Raw genomic sequence first — 18,894 nt, 5'->3', positions numbered from 1 at the left:
AAACGTAAATGTGATGACATGTTAAATAAATGACCGAGCGCAAACTATTTCCAAAAGGTGCGCGTCTATCCAATGTAAGAAATAACAAATGCGCATTTAAGATAAAGGAGCTCTTTGTAAAATGAAGAAACGAAAAATAGATGATCAATTTGCGGATTACGTCATGGAGCATAAACACAGTTTTTACCGGTTGTCCTATAGTTATGTCAAAAACCCAGAAGATGCTATGGATGTTGTTCAGGACGCCATTCATAAAGCACTCAAATCTGTTCACCGATTAGAGGATGCGAGCAAGATGCATAGCTGGTTTTATAAGATCGTGGTGAACACTGCCCTAGACTTTTTACGAAAGAAAAAGCGGGTGCAGGTGACAGATGATGATACGCTTGAATTCTTATCACAGGGCGAATCAGATGTATACGAGGATCAAGATGTCAAACGGGCTATAGAGGATTTGCCTGAGATGTATCGAGTCATCATTATTTTGAGATTCTTTGAAGATTTAAAACTAGAGGATATCGCCCAGATTCTCGATGAAAATGAAAACACTATTAAAACAAGATTATATAAGGCGCTGCGGCTTTTAAAAGTAGAATTATCACAGGAGGAAGTTTAAATGGATAAGTATTTGGAGCATTTAAAAGAAGAATATTTAGAAATCCCTATTCCACCGGAATATGATGCGATGGTTGAACGAACGTTAAAAAGAAAAAATAAAAAACCTCATTTTCAGCAATGGACCCTCGGACTTGTTGCGGCTGCTGCTCTTTTTGTTACAACTGTTAATGTCAGTCCACAGGCAGCAAGAGCGATTTCAGAGGTGCCTGTCATTGGCGATCTGGTGAAAGTCGTAACGTTTACAGAATTTAAAAAGAGCGATCAAGGAACAAATATTGATCTTAAAACACCACACGTTTCAGGACTTGGGGACAAGTCATTACAAGACAGCCTGAATCAAAAATATTTAGCTGAAAACAAAAAACTGTATCAAGATTTTGAAAAGGAAACAAAGGGTTATAAAAATGGTCATTTAAGTGTTGAGAGCGGTTATGAAGTGAAAACGAACACTGATCAAATCCTTTCACTAGGCCGATACAAGGTGACGACTCAGGCTTCTGCGGCAGAGGAAATGACGTATGATACGGTTGATAAGAAAAACCATGTCCTCATTACATTACCAAGCCTGTTTAAAGATGATCGTTATATTGATGTGATTAGTGAAAATATTAAAGAACAAATGAAGAAACAGATGAAAGAGGATTCAGACAAAATGTATTGGATTGGCAAGGAAGAAACAGATCCATTTAAGAAAATGAAGCCGGATCAAAACTTCTATATCAATTCAAAAGGAAAACTTGTGATTTCCTTTAATGAAGGTGCTGTGGCGCCTGGCTACATGGGTGTTGTTGAATTCACGATTCCAACAAGCGTGCTAAAGGATATTCTCGTTAGTGATACGTACATTCATTAAAAAGAAGACAGACAAAAAAGACTGCTGAATGATTCAGCAGTCTTGTCGTGTTTTATTAAGAAAGTGCGTCTGTCAGTGCAGGTACGACTTGTTTCTTTCTTGATACAACACCTTTTAGTAAAGCTGTGTTGTTTTCAAGCGTGACGTTAAATGCTTTTTCTACTTTTGCTGCTTCTGCACCGATTGCAAGAGCAAGGGAGTCATTTTCTAAAATATCTGTGATGACTAGAACAAATAGGTCAAGACCTTTTGCTGCAATGACTTCATTGATTTTCGCTTCAATGTCAGCCTGTCTTGCTGTCACTTCCGCGATATCTACTGTATTGACTTGTGCAATTTCCACTTTGCTTTTGCCTAGTGCGAATTCTTTTGCATCAAGTGTAATTAATTCTTGAACCGTTTTTTGGCTTAGATCAGCGCCGGCTTTGAGCATGTCTAGGCCGTAAACTTCTGGATCTACCCCTGCGATTTTTGCAAGCTCATGTGCAGCATCGATATCTTGCTGTGTGCATGTTGGGGATTTGAATAGTAAGGAATCAGAAATGATCGCAGATAAAAGCAAACCAGCGATTTCCTTTTCAATCGTCACTTGGTTTTCTTTATACATTTTGTTTAAGATCGTTGCTGTACAGCCTACAGGCTCAGCACGATAGTAAAGAGGTTCACTTGTTTCAAAGTTGGCAATACGGTGATGGTCAATGACCTCAGTTACTTGTACTTGATCAATGTCGCTTACACTTTGCTGAAATTCGTTATGATCGACAAGAATAACTTGCTTTGTTTCATTTGCAGCCGTTTCAATGAAACGAGGTGCTTCTTGTTTAAAGAAATCTAATGCGTATTGTGTTTCTCCATTGATTTCTCCAAGTCTGACGGCTTCTGCCTGAACGCCGATTTTGTTTTTTAGATGAGCGTAAGCAATAGCAGAACAAATCGTGTCTGTGTCAGGATTTTTGTGTCCGAATACGAGTGTTTTTCCCATGTGAATTCTCCTTCTTACATTTATTGATGATGTTTCTATTCTAACAGCTTTTGACCTTGAATTCAGGGTTTATAGCTAAGAATAATCTAAAAAATTGTAACATGCTGTTTGAAAACTTGCATGTGCCATTCCATATCGGTGTTCCACGTGAAACGCTCCCAGAACAGCCTGTATTTTACTTGAGATTTACCGCTATGGTAAAATAAAGGTTGGGGCAAGACATGATGGAGCTGACATCATACGTATACATAGAAGTACACATTGAGCAAGATATAAACAAAAGGATTGGATAGAGGTGAAGGTGTGAAACAAACAAAAGCGTTAGTAGAGGGCGCAATCATGATCAGTATTTTCGCAGTCATGACGTTGTTTTATCTGTATGTGCCGCTATTATCCATTATTTTCTTTCTAGCTGCTCCGATTCCGATCATCCTCTATACAATTAGACACGGCTTGAAAAAAGGAATTGCTGCTGGCGCTATTGGCATAGTGATCAGCTTTTTAATTGGGTCTATAAATGGTCTTATGACTGCACCAATATTGATTGCTGCCGGATTAGGCATGGGTGTTTTCTACAGCAGAAGGCAGCCTGGGAATGCCATCATTACAGGTGCGCTAATTTATTTATTCAGTATTCTCATATCCTTTGTTGTCAGTGTTCAGCTCTTTCAAATCGATATCATGAATATTGCGAAAGAGTCGATTGAGCAAATGATGCCGATGGTAGAGAGTACTTTAAAGCAATCCGGCGTGTCTGAGAAGGACATTGCGAAGCAGCTGAATCAGTTCAGAGAGTTGCAGGATACGGCATTAAGTGCTTTACCTGTAGCGTTATTGATTTTGGTCACGCTGCTGGCTTTTGTGAATCATTGGTTCATGCGGCCTTTGCTCAAACGGTTTGTTTCAGACATGCCGTCCTTGAAGAAATTTAAGGATATGCGGCTGCCAAAAAGCATGGTATGGTATTATTTACTCACATTGCTTTTGATGCTGATTCAGACGGAAAAAGGCAGCTTTTTATGGCTCGTTCAATCGAGTGCGTTTAAAATTTTATTTATACTGGTGCTTATTCAGGGATTTTCTTTTCTCTTCTATTATTGCCACGAAAAAAACATCTCAAAAGCGGTACCCATTTTCGCTGTCGTGTTAACGGTTTTCTTTCCGCCGATCGGTGTGATTGTGCGAATTATAGGGATTGCTGACATAGGCTTTGATTTAAGAGAAAAAGTAAAAAACAAATAATTCACTCTGAATGTTGAGGAGTTGATATCAGTGCCAAGCTTCTATAGAAAACCTGTCATCAAGTATCCGATCTTCGCGTTAATTGTTCTTGCGGTGATCACAGTCCTCCTCAACCTTTATTTTAATTGGATCATAGGAGCAGTTGGTCTTTTCGTCCTTGCAGGTGTGCTCTACTTCTTAAAGTGGGCAGATACGCAAGTGCAGAAAGAGATTGATTCATATATTTCAACATTATCCTATCGAGTCAAAAAGGTTGGAGAAGAAGCATTAATGGAGATGCCAATTGGTATTATGCTGTTTAATGACCAGTATTATATCGAATGGACGAATCCGTTTCTCGCTTCATGCTTTCATGAAAGCACACTTGTCGGCAGATCCTTGTACGATACATTCGAGTCCATTGTGCCTCTTATTAAACAAGAGGTCGAGACCGAAAATGTGACGCTGAATGACCGGAAATTCAAAGTCATTATTAAACGGTCAGAGCGCCTTTTATATTTCTTTGATGTCACGGAACAGGTGCAGATTGAACGACAGTACGAAAATGAACGAACGGTGTTATCTTATATCTTTTTAGACAACTACGACGATGTCACGCAGGGACTTGATGATCAAGTGCGCAGCGCGATTAATAGTGAAGTGACGTCTTTGCTCAACAATTGGGCACAAGAATACGGTATTTTCCTGAAGAGAATTTCGTCTGAACGATTTATGGCGGTTCTCAATGAGAGTATTTTAGCTGAGCTTGAAGCGTCGAAATTCTCTATTTTAGACGAGGTCCGTGAGAAAACAGGGGCACATAGTGCGACGCTCACTCTGAGTATCGGGATCGGTGCGTCCGTTCCTTCTTTGAAAGAGCTTGGAGCACTTGCACAGTCGAGTCTTGACCTTGCCCTCGGACGAGGCGGGGATCAGGTCGCCATTAAACAGCCGAATGGAAAAGTAAAATTCTATGGTGGAAAAACGAACCCAATGGAGAAACGGACACGCGTACGCGCACGGGTCATTTCTCATGCTTTAAAAGAAATTGTATCTGAAAGCGGTAATGTCATGATCATGGGGCATAAGTTCCCAGACATGGACTCGATCGGTGCATCCATTGGGATTTTAAAGGTCGCACAGGCCAATGGAAAAGAAGGCTATATTGTCATTGATGCCAACCAGATTGGCGACAGTGTTCAACGCTTAATTAGTGAAATTAAAAATTATGAAGAGCTTTGGTCACGTTTTATCACCCCAGAGGAAGCAATGGAGCTTGCGAAGGATGACACATTGCTTGTGGTCGTGGATACACATAAACCGTCTCTCGTCATGGAGGAACGACTGCTGAATAAGATTGAAAATGTCGTGGTTATTGACCATCATAGACGCGGCGAGGAATTTATCCGTGATCCTTTACTTGTTTATATGGAGCCGTATGCTTCATCTACAGCAGAGCTTGTGACAGAGCTTTTAGAGTATCAGCCGAAGAAATTGCGGATTAACATGATTGAGGCGACTGCACTTCTAGCTGGGATCATTGTTGATACGAAGAGTTTCTCTCTGAGAACGGGGTCAAGAACGTTCGATGCAGCATCCTATCTTCGAGCAAAGGGAGCAGATCCTGTCCTTGTGCAAAAGTTCTTAAAAGAGACAGTCGATCATTACATCAAACGAGCAAAACTCATTCAGCATACAGAGCTGTATCAAAATCAGGTGGCTATCGCTTCATTGCCATCTGACAGGTCGGAGTATTATGATCAAATTACGATTGCCCAGACAGCGGATTCCCTGTTGTCAATGAGTGAGGTAGAAGCGTCATTTGCTGTCGCTAGACGAGATGACGACACAGTATGTATTAGTGCTAGATCATTAGGGGATATCAACGTTCAAATTATTATGGAAGCATTAGACGGCGGCGGCCATTTGACTAACGCTGCTACCCAGATTTATGGTATAACCATTGAAGAAGCGGTAGGGAAGTTAAAGGCTGCCATAGACGAATATTTCGAAGGAGGGGTTCAAAGATGAAAGTCATCTTTCTAAAAGACGTAAAAGGCAAAGGGAAAAAAGGCGAAGTCAAGAATGTAGCTGACGGATACGCTCACAACTTTCTCATCAAACAAGGGTTAGCTGTTGAAGCAACTCCAACGAACCTAAGCGCATTGGAAGGGCAGAAAAACAAAGAGAAAAAGAATGCCATCCAAGAGCTTGAACAAGCAAAACAATTAAAAGAAACACTTGAGGCGTTAACAGTGGAACTCACTGCAAAATCAGGTGAAGGCGGCCGTTTGTTTGGCTCAATTACAAGCAAACAAATCGCTGATAAATTGCAAAAAGATCATCAAATTAAACTCGATAAGCGCAAAATCGAGCTGAATGACGCCATCCGTGCGTTAGGTTATACAAATGTACCGGTAAAGCTTCATCCAGAGGTACAAGCAACGTTAAAGGTACATGTGACAGAGCAGGCATAAGCAGAAAAGAACCCGTCTCACGAGGAGGCGGGTTCTTTTTTATGAAGGATCTGAAATATAGACGCTGCGTCCGGCACGCATACCGGATAAAAACATGAAAAATAGGATGACAATAAAGATGATAATCGCGGGTGTCCATGTATGTGTGGAATCAAAAAGGATTCCAATCATGAACGGCCCAACAGCAGCTAATAAATAACCGAGAGACTGCGCCATTCCAGAGAGGGCAGCTGCTTGTTCCATATTGGTTGTACGTAATCCAATGAATGTGAGGGCAAGACTGATACTGGCCCCTTGTCCAATGCCGATCAATAGAACGGAGATGACAAGGATAGGCGTTGATCCTCCGAGAAGAAGTCCAATCATGCCAAGTAAATACACAAGGACAAGGCCGGCGACAAGCGGTCTTTGCGTTTTTAATTTTTCTGCAAGAACGGGCGTTAAGAAAGTGGATGGCAGCCCAACAAACTGCATAATGGACAGCATCCAGCCAGCTGTCGACAGGTTCATTCCATGTGATGTTAAGATATCAGGAAACCATGCGATGCTGCTATAGAAAAGGAATGACTGCAAACCCATAAAAAAGGTCACCTGCCATGCAACACGTGAACGCCATATCGGCTGCTCTGTGAGCGAGATGCTTTTGACGGCCGCTGTATTCTGATGAAGAAGCTGCGGCACCCAAACCATCATGGCGAGAAGGGCAAGTCCAGCCCATACAAGGAATGATGTATTCCAGCCGCCAGGCATCGTATGACTGAGCGGAACACTGACACCTGATGCAAGTGCAGCAAAGACAGACATTGAAGTCGTATATACACTTGTCATCAAACCTGCATGTGCAGGAAATTTATGCTTCACAAGCCCCGGTAAGAGCACATTACAGATCGCAATTCCAACGCCGACCAGCGCCGTGCCAATCATTAAGAAGGTGATGGTGCCAAACGAGCGAATCACAATCCCAAAGAGAAGGACAGCAAGTCCAAGCCAGAGGGTTCGTTCATTGCCAAGTCGTTTTCCGATTTTAGGGGCAATTGGAGAAAGCAATGCGAATGAAAGCAGTGGTAATGTCGTAAGAAAACCCGCCAGTCCATTTGAAAGCTGTAAATCGGAGCGAATCGCGCCGATCACAGGGCCAACGGATGTAATGGCAGGCCGCAGATTAAATGCAATGAGCAAAATCCCAGCTATCAGCAGGATGGTTTGTCCGGTACTGCGAGGTTGTAATGTTGATTTTTCTAGTTGTTGTTCCATGAATGTAAACTCCTTTATTTCTTTAAGAAGAATGATCTTTCTTCTGTTCAAGCTCCGCTAATTTAGCTAATAAGATATGCTGCGGCATATGCATAATTTGTTCTAACGGTACATTGAGTGATGCAGCAAGCTTTTGTGCGGTATCGGCTGAGATTTGTAAAGGTCTCATGCGCAAATTCCTCCTCTTTCAATCTATACGTTCCAATATATCATATCGGCTTTGCGTTATGCTGATAAAAAATTAGCGTTCTCTTTGATAAAACCACTTGAGGGCCGATAAGAAATTTTTTTGAAATTGTTTCAGATGATGGCCTTCCCCTTGTTCGATGTGATATTGCAGCTGCCATTCCTGCATTCCTTTCTGTAATAAAAGGTCATGCAGTTGTTTGTTGAATAAAGGCATGTGCTGTTGAACAGTTGTTTTTCCTTTCCCTTCTTCACTGCCTACAGACAAATAGACAAGGTGATCCACACACTGAATGCTTTGCTGCTTTGCAAACGGTAAAAAATCATGATACCAAAATGACCCAGAGATAGACGCGATGTTTTTAAAAAGGGCAGGGTGCATCAATAGGGTATAAATAGCAAACAGCCCGCCTAATGATGCACCTATGTGACTATGTTCATGACAGGCCTCTTGAACTGGATATTCTCTTTTGATATATGGGAGCAAGTCATTTGCTAAAAATGACACATACGTCTGTGCCTCGCCTTTAAAGTCAGGGAACCCAGATCGCAGTGAAGACGCCTCCCATGGTGTATATTCGTCAAGTCGATTGAAGGGGTGTATGCCGACGATGATGATTGGCGAGATGGTTTTGGTTTCGATCATTCTTTCGATCTCTAGCAGGTGTGTTCTAAACAAAGAAGAGCCATCTTGTACAAAGACAGCTGGAACATCAACAGAGGTGTCCTGCGGAAGGTAAATATCAAGCTGACGCCCGTTAAGCTCGTCATATAGAAACGTTCCGTTCATATGTATCCTCTCCTAAGGTTTTCAACTACGTTGAAAAGAAGACAAAGGGCTAAACATTTTAGCCCTTTGTCAACCATCTGATCACGTATCTTTTTAGTTGTTTTGATCTAACCATTTGACAGCCTTGTCAAGGAAGGTTGTTTTGCTTAGTGCTGTTCCTCCTTGAAGCATAGGATCAACGACATTTTCATTGATGTGCCCATTTTTCACAGCTTTTAGGCTTGTCCAAATTTTATTTTTCTCTAAGTCCTTCAATGCATTTGGATTCGATGAGTTTTCCTCTTTAGAGAACTGAACAAAAATATAGTCAGGATTGAGTTCACCTAGGCGCTCCAATGAAATCAATGCTTGTGCTTTGGCTTTTTTGATATCACTTGGTACTGTAAATCCTAGATCCCCATATAAGGTAGAGTTGAAGTATACGTCTTCAGGATATACGTACAGGTCGCCTTGTCTAATGCGCAAAATGACAGCTGTTTTGTTGCTGCTTTTGTCTTTCAGGGTTTCTTTCGCTTGTTTGAGATCTTTCTGATAATCAGCTATGATTTTTTTCGCTTCTTCACTTTTTCCAGTCAGTTCAGCCAGCAATAAAAGATTGCTTTCCCAGTCAGAAGAGACATGGGATACTGGGATCGTCGTTTGAACTTTATCTAGTTTTTTAATTGTTGCAGGCGGGAACTTGGTTGATCCGAGTATCACATCTGGTTTTAGTTTTAAGATTTTCTCTAGGTTCGGTTCTGTTTTTTCACCGATGCCTTCTGTTTTCGCTGTGATGTCTTGAAATAATTCAGGGAAAGTGCCGCCTACAGTAGAAGCACCAATAGGCTCGATACCAAGTAATTTTGCATCTTCCATTGATTCTAGGCTTCCAGCAATGACGATTCGTTTCACTGGTGTTTTGAGTTTGTACGTTTGATCTAAATATTTGATGTTTGTTTCTGCTTCTTCAGCTGACTTGCTTTTGGCTGTGTTTGAAGCAGGTTTATTTTCTGCAGCACCACAGCCTGCTGCGGTGACCGTCATGATACAAAGGATAAGCAATGCGAACCATTTTTTCATTTGTTTTCTCCTTTAACTGATAATTGTTCTCAATTAAAGATTGTAGTAGTCTTTTATCCTTTTATCCATAGACAATGATCTGTCAAATGATGGACTTTTTACGGAAAAAAAGATAAAAGGTCCTGAATGACTCGTTGATGACTGGCTGCTGTGTATTCACGCCAAGGGTCAGAAGTGAGCGGATAGACGGCTTGCTTCGTCACAGCCTTGAGATTTTGCCAAGCCTCCTGCTGCTTTAACTTTTGATAAAAAGCGATGGTTTTTGGCTCCTTATGCAGGAAGAGGAAGATGGCGTCTGGATCTAGCTGTTGTATAGAGCGAATGCTGATTTTTTTTTCTATTAGCTGGCCATCATTCTGAAAAGCTGGCAGAAGGCCAATGTCTTGAAAAATCACTTCTGACATGGTGCGATTCACAGACAAATAAAGCTGATCTTGAAAGATACGAAGAGGCAGGACGGTTTTTGGTGAATGATCAAAAAGGCATGCCTTTTTCGCTTGAATGACGAGTTCCTCGTAATGAATCAACCATTCTTCTGCTTCTTGCGCTTCGTTTAGGATCATAGCCGTTTGTCTGAATTGAGTGCGCCAATCCAATTGTGTGAATGGAACAAAGTGAACAGGACAGATGGTTTTTAACACTTGTTTTTCTTCCTCTGTCACATGATCATTGGCAATGATCAGCTCAGGATTTGTTTCCTTTAATAACTGTAAATTGGCTTCAGCGTGCTCGTTGATCCGATGTGCACTCAGGTGAATCGGAATTTCTTCTGCATGATGCTCAAAATCATGTGCTGTCCATTTAGGATGAAGGGGGGCAGCATATGGGATGATATGAATGGGTGTGAGCTGGCCGAGTATGGAATGGCCATAGGCTGCAATTTTCCGCTGACGGCTTTTCATATAAGTAGAAGGGGTCATACCCGTTTTTTTCTTAAAGATGCGGCTGAAGTAATACGGATCTTGATAGCCGATTTCAAGTGCAATGTCTTTGAGCTTTGCGTTGCCTTTTGCCATTAATTGTTTGGCTCTGGCCATCCTTTTCTTGGTGATATAATCAGTGACACTCACATCAAAATGCTTTTTAAATAGCTCGCTGTAATGATTGGCGCTGATGCCAGCCATATGAGATAGACTTGTCAGGCTGAGGGGTTCTTCGGAATGTTGATCGATATATTGTTTTGTTTTGAAAAGGGCATGTGCCGTGTCACAAATATCTTCTTTATGTAGTGTAAAAAGCTGCATAATAAGCTGCTGGAAAAGAGTTTGGCTTCTAAAAAAGCTAATGGATTCAGGTCTTTGCCATTCCTCTGTCATATCGGACAGTAAAGAATGAATGTGTTCAATCGAGCTAATATCGATAAATTGCCATTTATTCAGTAAAGAACGGGCATGTTCCGTTGATACTTCTCCTATGTTTTGATTTTGCAGCGTGTAGAGCTGAAAGCGAAAAAGGTAGAGCTCGTGTTTTTGATAAGGCTCTGTTTTCAACATAAATGTTTCCCCAGGCATGATCGTATAGAGAGTCAGATGTTTCAATCGCCATTTTTGATCGTTCAATGTGAGTAAACCGCTGCCGCTTATGCTGAAGAGGAGGCAGAATGTATCTGATAGCTGCTGCTCTGTATGTGGAAGCTCTGCATTATTTATTTTTTCAGTATCTGTTAATCGGTAGATGAATTGTTCGGCATTTGCCAACGTACGTAATTGATTATTGTTTCCCATAAAACCACCTGATCTCTTTTTAGTTGATAAACATTCTCAATTAAATTGTAGCAGAAAGAGCTGAAAGATGGTGATGTTTATTCTGTCAAAAAAGCACCCTGATGGAGATCAGGGTGCGCAGCGTGTAGACAAACCCTCGCATTCGCCCGCAGGTCTGCGCGCCGGTACTCACGAATGTCAAATTCGCTCCGTTCCGGTGCTCGCCCTTCCTAGGGCTGCAAAGGTTTTCTATCACGCTGAAAAGAAGACAAAGGGTTAAAATCAAGATCATTTTAGCCCTTTTGTCAACAATCATCGCACCCAGAGTGAGATCAGGGTGTAATGATTTATTCCGTTTTTCCATGAGCTAGCGCTGGTTCTTTTGTTAAACTTAATGGCCGCAAGTCCTGCCAGTGTGTCTGGATATAATCGATGCAGGCATTTCTAGTGTCTTCACCAAAGACCTTTTCCCATCCATCTGGCACTGGTGCAAATGATGGCCAAAGTGAATGCTGTCCTTGTTCATTGACCAGCACAAGAAATACACCGTCTTCACGATCAAAGGGATTTGTCATTTGTCATCTCTCCTTTATTCTTAGTGCTTTTGTTTGACCCGATGCAGTGCGTTGTCTAAGATGACACCAATTTCTGCTAGGGGTTTAGGCTGGCACATGTCTTTGTGCCGGCAATGAATGTCGTGCTGTTCAATTGTTCCGTTGATATAAGGTGCCCATGCTTCGGGATCAATTGGTGTAAACCAATCTGGGATAATGGTAGATCTAAAGAATAATATGTCCCCCTGATAAGTTTTTGGCTGATATTCTCCGAGCAATCGAACTGAATTCACATAGGTTTCTTTTAGATTTCTAATGGCATCTTCACGTAAGCTTGCTAGTGCACTGCCATCTTTTTTCAAAATGTCGATGGCACTTTTCATCGTGAGCGGCTCACCTGTTAAGGTATCTGGATCATAGCCGCCGAGCGCAAGAAGAGCAATTAGTGCTTCTTCTTCATCAGGTGCTGCTTTAATCGGTAAGAAATGGTTTGGATAAGCATCCAGCATCGCAACGAGTGCGATTTCTTCACCTTGCTGCTGGAGCTGTGTAGCCATTGCCTGTACAACGTTTCCGCCTAGTGACCAGCCAAGAAGATGATAAGGGCCTTTTGGCTGAATCGTTTGGATGTGCTTGATGTAATCCGCAGCCATATCATCTAGTGTGTGCGGGTAGTCATCTTTTCTTGCGATTCCTCGTGCCTGTAATCCATAAATAGGGATGTCTTTCTCTAATGTATTCAAGAGACCTGCATAGCACCAGCTCAGACCACCTGCTGGGTGAACACAGAAAAGAGGATATCTTTCTCCATTTGTTCGCAGCGGCAGCAAGATGTCTAGTGCGTTTTCATCGCTTCCTGTTTCTAGTTTCTCTGCCAAACTTGCCACATTTGGTGCTTCAAACAATGTTCCAATGCTTAGTTTGACACCAAGTGCATCACGAATGCGGCTGATTAAACGAACTGCAAGCAGTGAATGCCCGCCAATGTCAAAAAAGCGATCGTCTATGCTGATTTTAGGCAAATCGAGCACCTCTTCAAAGAGATGACATAGGATTTCCTCTTTCGGGTTTCTAGGGCCGCGGCCATCCGTTTGCTGTATATGCAATTGAGGGGCTGGCAGTGATTTTTGATCAAGCTTCCCGTTTGCTGTAAGCGGCATGGCGTCAATCTGTACATATGCCGCGGGCACCATGTAATCAGGAAGACTGGCTGCTGCAAAATGACGAAGGGTCTCTGTATCGAAACGATTTTCTTCAGTTGGGACGATATAGGCGACTAGGCGTTTGTCGCCAGGCTGATCCTCTCGCATCATGACGGCAACTTGTGCAACTGCATCGTGGCGTGCCAGAACGGCTTCGATTTCTCCAAGTTCAATGCGGAAGCCGCGTATTTTAATTTGATGATCGGCTCTGCCAATGTAATCAAGAGCCCCTTCTTCTGTCCAGCGCGCAAGGTCGCCTGTGCGATACATCCTTGTGCCAGGTGCGCCATAAGGATCGGCAGGGAATCGATCTGATGTCAGGTCAGGTCTGCCTAGATAACCTCTTGCAAGGCCAGCTCCAGCTACATACATTTCACCTGTCGTCCCAGGGGGAACAGGCTGCAGGTATTCATCTAGTACGTACACATGTAAATCAGGAATCGGTTCGCCTATTAAACTGCTGGAGTCCTTTGTGATCAAATCTCGATTGAGTTCATTGTACGTAACGTGTACGGTGGTTTCTGTAATGCCGTACATGTTAATGAGCTTTGGCTTACAGTCTGAGTGACGGCTGTACCAATCTTCTAATCTGCTAAGCTCTAATGCTTCACCGCCAAAGATGACATAGCGGAGTGATAATGCTTGGCCTAGTGTTTGTTGTTCCTTGTCTATCTGCATGAGCTGATAGAAGGCAGAAGGTGTTTGATTAAGCACAGTCACACCTTCCTCGACTAGAAGCTGCAGCATCTCTTCTGGAGAGCGAGAGATGGTATGAGGTACAATGACAAGCCGGCCGCCATATAAAAGTGGTCCCCATATTTCCCATACTGAAAAGTCAAAGGCATATGAATGGAACATTGTCCAAACATCTTCTTCATCAAATTGGAACCAATGTTCAGTAGATGTCAGAAGACGGATGACATTTTGGTGTGGGATGACCACTCCTTTTGGTTTCCCTGTAGAACCGGATGTATAAATAATATAGGCCGGATGCAGAGAAGATAGCGGCTCAATTCTGTCTATATCAGCCGGATTGTGATTTGGCATTGTCAGCAATTGATCGCTCGTTTCCTTTTCGTCTAACAAAATCAAATCGCAGTCAGCTGGAAGATGCACTGCATCTGCTTTTGTTGTGATGCTGCAAACGGGTTTGGCATCTTGTATCATGTATGCCAGTCTATCTGCTGGGTAATCTGGATCAAGCGGAACATAGGCTGCGCCTGCTTTATGAACGGCTAATAAGCTTACGAGCATATCGATTGATCTAGGCAGGGCAAGTGCAACGAACTGTTCTGGTCCAACGCCTCTTTGTATTAATAAATGAGCAAGACAATTGGCTTTGTTGTTTAACTCACCATAGGTCAGCTGCCTATTGCCATACGTTACAGCCACTCGATCAGGGTATTGCTGCGCCGTTTTTTCAAATAAGGCCGGGAGACTATGTGCTTGATCTAACTGAGCGAATGTCTTTTTATCAGGGAGAAATGTTTGCCGCTCTTTATCTGATAAAATGTTCACTTGACCAATCGGCACATGTGGGCGCTCAGCTACCTCTGTTAAAAAGCGCTTCATTCTGTCAGCGATTGCTCTAATGGTGCTTTGTTTAAATATATCTGTACTGAATTCAAACAATCCTGTTAAACCTGCTGCTGACCCAGTTTCCGTTCTTTGTTCTGTTAATTCGATGGTCAGATCAAATTTAGCTGACCCTACTGGTTTCACGTAGAGGTCTGAATCAAGCTGTGTCAGCTTCATTTCCGCCTTCGGTGTATTTTGGAAGGCTAGCATGACCTGGAACAATGGATTTCTTGATCTGGACCGGGTTGGGTTTAGGATTTCGACTAGCCGTTCAAATGGCAGATCCTGATGCTCATAGGCTGCTAGGTCAACGTCTCGCACTCGCTTCAATAGCTCACTAAAGGTTGGATTACCAGCTGTATTTGTACGTAATACTAGTGTGTTCACAAACAAGCCCACAATATCGTCAAGTGCATCATCATTCCGTCCAGCAATCGGACTGCCGATTGGGATATCTGTACCGGCCCCAAGGCGTGTCAGTAATGCTGCAAGAGATGCTTGAAGCACCATGAACAAACTCACCTGATGCTGCTTTGCAAGCTCAAGGAGGTTCTGATGTAAAGCGGGTTCAATCGTAAAGTCTATCGTCGCACCGTTGAAGCTTCCTTCCTGTGGACGCGGGAAGTCATAGGGAAGCTCAAGTTCTTCAGGCAGGTCCTGTAAGGCACCTTTCCAATAGCTGAGCTGCTTGGCAAATAAACTATCCGTCTCTTCTTCACTGCCCAACAGCTTCTGCTGCCAAATAGCATAGTCAGCATATTGAACAGGTTCTGCTGGCAAGGAGATGGATTTTCCTTGTATACGGGCTTCGTAAGCAGCAGCTAAGTCTCGTGTCAATGGTGCAAGTGACCAGCCGTCACCAGCGATGTGATGCAGCAATAGAAGCAGTACGGATCGGTTTGCATCAAGCGTGAATAATTCAGCTCGAAGTGCAGGTTCTTCTTCAATCTGAAAGCTATACCGAATGGCTTCGTTTAACTGATTCTCAATTTGTTGATCGCTTGAAGCTGTGACATGGAGTTCAGGCTGAACACTTTTCGGGTGTAAAATGACCTGTCTTGGCATGCCATTCTTATTTGGAAAAATGGTTCTAAGGGTTTCGTGTTTTTCAGTGATATCTACCAAAGCACCAATGAGAGCTGTTTGATCTAGTGTACCTGTCAGCTGAATGACAAGTGGAATATTGTAAGTTGGACTTGGCCCTTCAAGGCAATGAAGGAACCAGAGCCGTTTTTGGGCAAATGATAATGGAATTTCATCTGGTTTGTCTTCAACCTGAAGCGGCGGCCGAATGTCCTTCGCTTTGTCAATGTGCTGCGCAAGCTCAGCAACCCGAGGAGATTCAAAAAGGGTACTCATGTTTAGGTCTGCACCAAGTGTATCGCGTATACGTCTAAGCAGGCGAGCGGCGAGTAAGGAATGTCCTCCTAAGTCAAAGAAACTATCATCTATGCCAATTTGAGATAGGCCAAGGGTTTCTGCAAATAAACTACATAACATGTCTTCTTGTGGTGTTCTAGGTGTACGCTCAGAACTGACTAAAGACATATTTGGTGCTGGTAATGCTTTGCGGTCGATTTTGCCGTTTGGTGTAAGTGGGAGTTCTGGCAACACGACAACAGCAGAGGGCACCATGTAGTCAGGAAGTAATGAAGCCGCAAACTGCCTGAGCTCTGAAGGGTGCAGAGAAGAGCCGTCTGTCAGCACAACATACGCACAAAGAAGCTGCTGCCCAGGTTGATCCTCACGAACGATAACAGATGTATGCTTTATGGCTTGATGCTGCATCATTACGGTTTCGATTTCACCTAGTTCAATACGGAAGCCGCGTATTTTAATTTGATGATCGGCACGGCTGATATAATCAATCGAACCATCTTCACGCCATTTGGCTAAATCACCGGTACGATACATTCTCGTGCCTTTTGTGCTGAATGGATCAGCGACAAAACGTTCAGCCGTTAAATCATATCGTCCAAGATATCCTCTGGATACTCCTTCACCTGCAATATAAAGTTCACCAATTGATCCTGCTGGGACTGGGTTTAGTCCTTCATCTAAAATGTAAATGCTCGTATTCCAAATGGGTTTACCGATTGCCGGCCCGCTATTCTTCCGGTGTGCTGTGACATTTTCCATCGTAGACCAGATCGTCGTTTCTGTAGGCCCGTACAAATTAGTAATGTCGCATTGAAGAGATTGCAATGTGTGCAAAAGGGAAGCAGGGAGTGCTTCTCCTCCAACAAGAACACGCATACCTGTTATCACGTCAGGGTACTCATCTGCCAACGCATGCCACAACGTTGGCGTTGCCTGCATGATTGTGACATGATGAGAACGAATCATGTCTGAAAGCTTTGCTGGTTCTTGTATGGTTTCTTTTTTTGCCAATAAAATAGCAGCCCCATGTAAAAGCGGGAGGAACATTTCCAGCCCGGAAATATCAAAGGCAATGGTCGTTACCGCTAAAAGCTGGTCTTTTTGATCTAATAAAAATGAATCTTGCATGGACAATATAAAGTTGATCACATTTCGTTTTGTTACAACAACACCCTTTGGTTTGCCTGTCGATCCTGATGTGTACAGGATGTAGGCGGGGTGATGTGGAGAGCCATCGCTCCAATTCGGATTCAGATGCGGACTGTCTGCTATCTCCTGATGGACAGTTGCATCATCTAGTTGAACGATGTGCGGATGGTTCAAACCGTCTGCTGTCTCTTTAATTGTGAGCAAGCACACCGGTTTGGCATCTTCTAGCATATAGGCGACACGATCGTTAGGATAATCAGGATCTAGTGGCAGATATGCGGCTCCCGTTTTGACGACGGCTAATAGACTTACAACCATATTGATGGACCGAGGCAGAGCAATTGCGACAAATTGTTCTGGTCCAATGCCATGTTTTTTCAAATAATGAGCTAATTGATTAGCCCGCTGATTCAACTCTTCATAGGTCAAAGTAATTCCTTCAAACTGTAATGCTTTTGCTTGTGGTGTTTTGCTCACCTGTTTTTCAAATAGTTCCCGTAAAGATTCCTGTGGTAATTCTCGTTTTGTATCATTCCAGTGCTTGAGGATGTTCTCTTTCTCTTCAGACAAAAGAAGGTTGAATTGACTGATCGTCTGATCTTCCTCTAGTCCGGTTATTTCCTCCAGCAATTGCAGAAAACGCTGCTGATGAGCGTCAACTGCTTGCTCTTTGTAAACAGCAGGGTTTGCATCAAAGTCGATTTGAAATCCGTTCCCATCCGCGCGGTCGTATATGTTAATCGATAAATCATCCACGGGTCCTGCTGAAAGGTTATGTGCTTGACCAATGCTCTGATCGAACATGAGATCATAATCAAATGGCATGATATTGATCTGTGGGCCAAATAATCGCTGATTTCTTCCGATGAGTTTAAAGTCTCTCCGCATGTCCTCGTGACGATATCTTTGATGAGGGCGAATGGCTTTTAATTCATCAGATACTTGCCGAACAAGAGCTGAGAGTGTCATTTCTGGTTTGCATGTTAAACGAAATGGTACCAGGTTCATGACCATTCCGGGTGTTTGTAAGGCGCACGATCCAAGGCGCATCATCACAGGAAGCCCTAAAACAATATCATGTGCACCAGTCATACGATGCATATATAATGCGGATGCTGCAAGGATCATTTCATGCCACGTACCACCGAAGGCTTGAGCATTTCTTTTCATTTTGCTTACCTTTTCGGCATCGAAGCCAGCCATTTTTCGAATAAAATGATCCGACGTTCTTGGTGCAAGCTCAGCAAGGCTGACAATTTCAGGTTGATCAGCAAAGCGATTTTTCCAAAACGCTCGATCAGCTTCATATCGATTGGACTGTCGATAAGTGGACTCCTCTTGAACTACGTCATGTAAGGCTCCAAATGTTTGAGGAGGCACAGGTGTCCCTTGCGATAAGGCTGAATAGACCTCAGCAACACGACGTGCAATGAGCAAAAAGGCGAATCCATCAATGGCAATGTGATGAATGCGCTGATACCAGATAAATCGGTCGTCAGCAAGCTGAAAAAGTACTTCACGGAATAATACATCTTTCTCTAAAGAGACTGGTGTTGAAAGTTCTGCCTTCATCCATGCTTTAGCCGCATCAAGCGGCTGTTTTTCATTTTGTAAATTGACATATTGAAATGGGATTTCTTTCTTAGAGGTCATCCATTGCTTTGGACCGTCAGTATCTTCAATGAAGCGCATATACAAGGAATCTGCTTCTAAGACAGTCTTTCTAATGGCGGCTTCAAAATGTATGGGATCAATAGGGCCTTTAATATCTATATACTCAGCTGTATTGAAAATAGGGTTAGCTGGATCAAGCTGCTGCGCGTACCAAATGCCTGATTGGGCACCGGTTAGTGGGAATGAATCGACTGACTGGATCGACAAGGGTCTA

13 protein-coding genes are annotated in these 18,894 nt (G+C 42.9%); 5 read left to right on the top strand and 8 right to left on the bottom strand.

What is annotated here, in order from left to right; translation table 11 throughout:
* The first annotated feature begins 121 nt into the window (after positions 1–121).
* Entirely contained in the window at positions 122–616 is a 495-nt protein-coding gene (locus M1D81_RS19225) for an RNA polymerase sigma factor (protein WP_075612228.1), read from the top strand.
* The gene (locus M1D81_RS19220) at positions 617–1,471 is read left to right on the top strand and encodes a DUF3298 and DUF4163 domain-containing protein (protein WP_456265979.1); all 855 of its coding nucleotides are present in this window, start codon (positions 617–619) and stop codon (positions 1,469–1,471) included. It begins immediately after the preceding gene.
* Between the two features lie 55 nt (positions 1,472–1,526).
* Here the strand turns inward: M1D81_RS19220 and M1D81_RS19215 are convergent, their stop codons facing one another.
* Complete coding sequence (locus tag M1D81_RS19215; RefSeq protein ID WP_456265980.1) at positions 1,527–2,453, bottom strand: manganese-dependent inorganic pyrophosphatase; 927 nt, start codon at positions 2,451–2,453, stop codon at positions 1,527–1,529.
* 303 nt (positions 2,454–2,756) lie between these two features.
* On the opposite strand from M1D81_RS19215, the gene M1D81_RS19210 reads away from it, so the two are divergent.
* From M1D81_RS19210 to rplI, 3 genes are read left to right on the top strand one after another with little or no spacing between them, the layout of a single operon-like run.
* Positions 2,757–3,695 (top strand): YybS family protein, encoded by a 939-nt coding sequence (locus M1D81_RS19210; protein ID WP_456265981.1) that lies wholly within the window; start codon positions 2,757–2,759, stop codon positions 3,693–3,695.
* 30 nt (positions 3,696–3,725) lie between these two features.
* Positions 3,726–5,705: a DHH family phosphoesterase gene (locus M1D81_RS19205; RefSeq protein ID WP_048238316.1), complete on the top strand. Its 1,980-nt coding sequence runs from the start codon at positions 3,726–3,728 to the stop codon at positions 5,703–5,705.
* A complete protein-coding gene (rplI, locus tag M1D81_RS19200; protein ID WP_008359128.1) occupies positions 5,702–6,151 on the top strand; it encodes a 50S ribosomal protein L9 in 450 nt (149 codons plus the stop codon). Before M1D81_RS19205 ends, rplI begins: the two co-directional genes overlap by 4 nt.
* Positions 6,152–6,190: 39 nt before the next feature.
* On the opposite strand, the gene M1D81_RS19195 is transcribed toward rplI, so the two are convergent.
* The 7 genes from M1D81_RS19195 to M1D81_RS19165 all read right to left on the bottom strand — a co-directional run bounded on the left by M1D81_RS19195 (position 6,191) and on the right by M1D81_RS19165 (position 18,887).
* Positions 6,191–7,405: a CynX/NimT family MFS transporter gene (locus M1D81_RS19195; protein ID WP_456265982.1), complete on the bottom strand. Its 1,215-nt coding sequence runs from the start codon at positions 7,403–7,405 to the stop codon at positions 6,191–6,193.
* A gap of 22 nt (positions 7,406–7,427) precedes the next feature.
* The gene (locus M1D81_RS19190; RefSeq protein WP_456265983.1) at positions 7,428–7,574 is read right to left on the bottom strand and encodes a YycC family protein; all 147 of its coding nucleotides are present in this window, start codon (positions 7,572–7,574) and stop codon (positions 7,428–7,430) included.
* Between the two features lie 72 nt (positions 7,575–7,646).
* Positions 7,647–8,381, bottom strand: a complete 735-nt coding sequence (locus M1D81_RS19185; protein ID WP_456265984.1) for an alpha/beta hydrolase — start codon at positions 8,379–8,381, stop codon at positions 7,647–7,649.
* A gap of 93 nt (positions 8,382–8,474) precedes the next feature.
* Positions 8,475–9,440, bottom strand: coding sequence for an iron-hydroxamate ABC transporter substrate-binding protein (locus M1D81_RS19180; RefSeq protein ID WP_456265985.1), 966 nt, complete (start codon positions 9,438–9,440; stop codon positions 8,475–8,477).
* Between the two features lie 98 nt (positions 9,441–9,538).
* Positions 9,539–11,164 (bottom strand): helix-turn-helix domain-containing protein, encoded by a 1,626-nt coding sequence (locus M1D81_RS19175; protein ID WP_456265986.1) that lies wholly within the window; start codon positions 11,162–11,164, stop codon positions 9,539–9,541.
* A gap of 326 nt (positions 11,165–11,490) precedes the next feature.
* Positions 11,491–11,718 (bottom strand): MbtH family protein, encoded by a 228-nt coding sequence (locus M1D81_RS19170; protein WP_025093680.1) that lies wholly within the window; start codon positions 11,716–11,718, stop codon positions 11,491–11,493.
* A gap of 20 nt (positions 11,719–11,738) precedes the next feature.
* A complete protein-coding gene (locus tag M1D81_RS19165; protein ID WP_456265987.1) occupies positions 11,739–18,887 on the bottom strand; it encodes an amino acid adenylation domain-containing protein in 7,149 nt (2,382 codons plus the stop codon).
* Positions 18,888–18,894 lie beyond the last annotated feature (7 nt).

This window comes from Bacillus sp. JZ105 (assembly GCF_053903125.1).
This window is presented reverse-complemented; position numbering and strand designations above follow the sequence as displayed.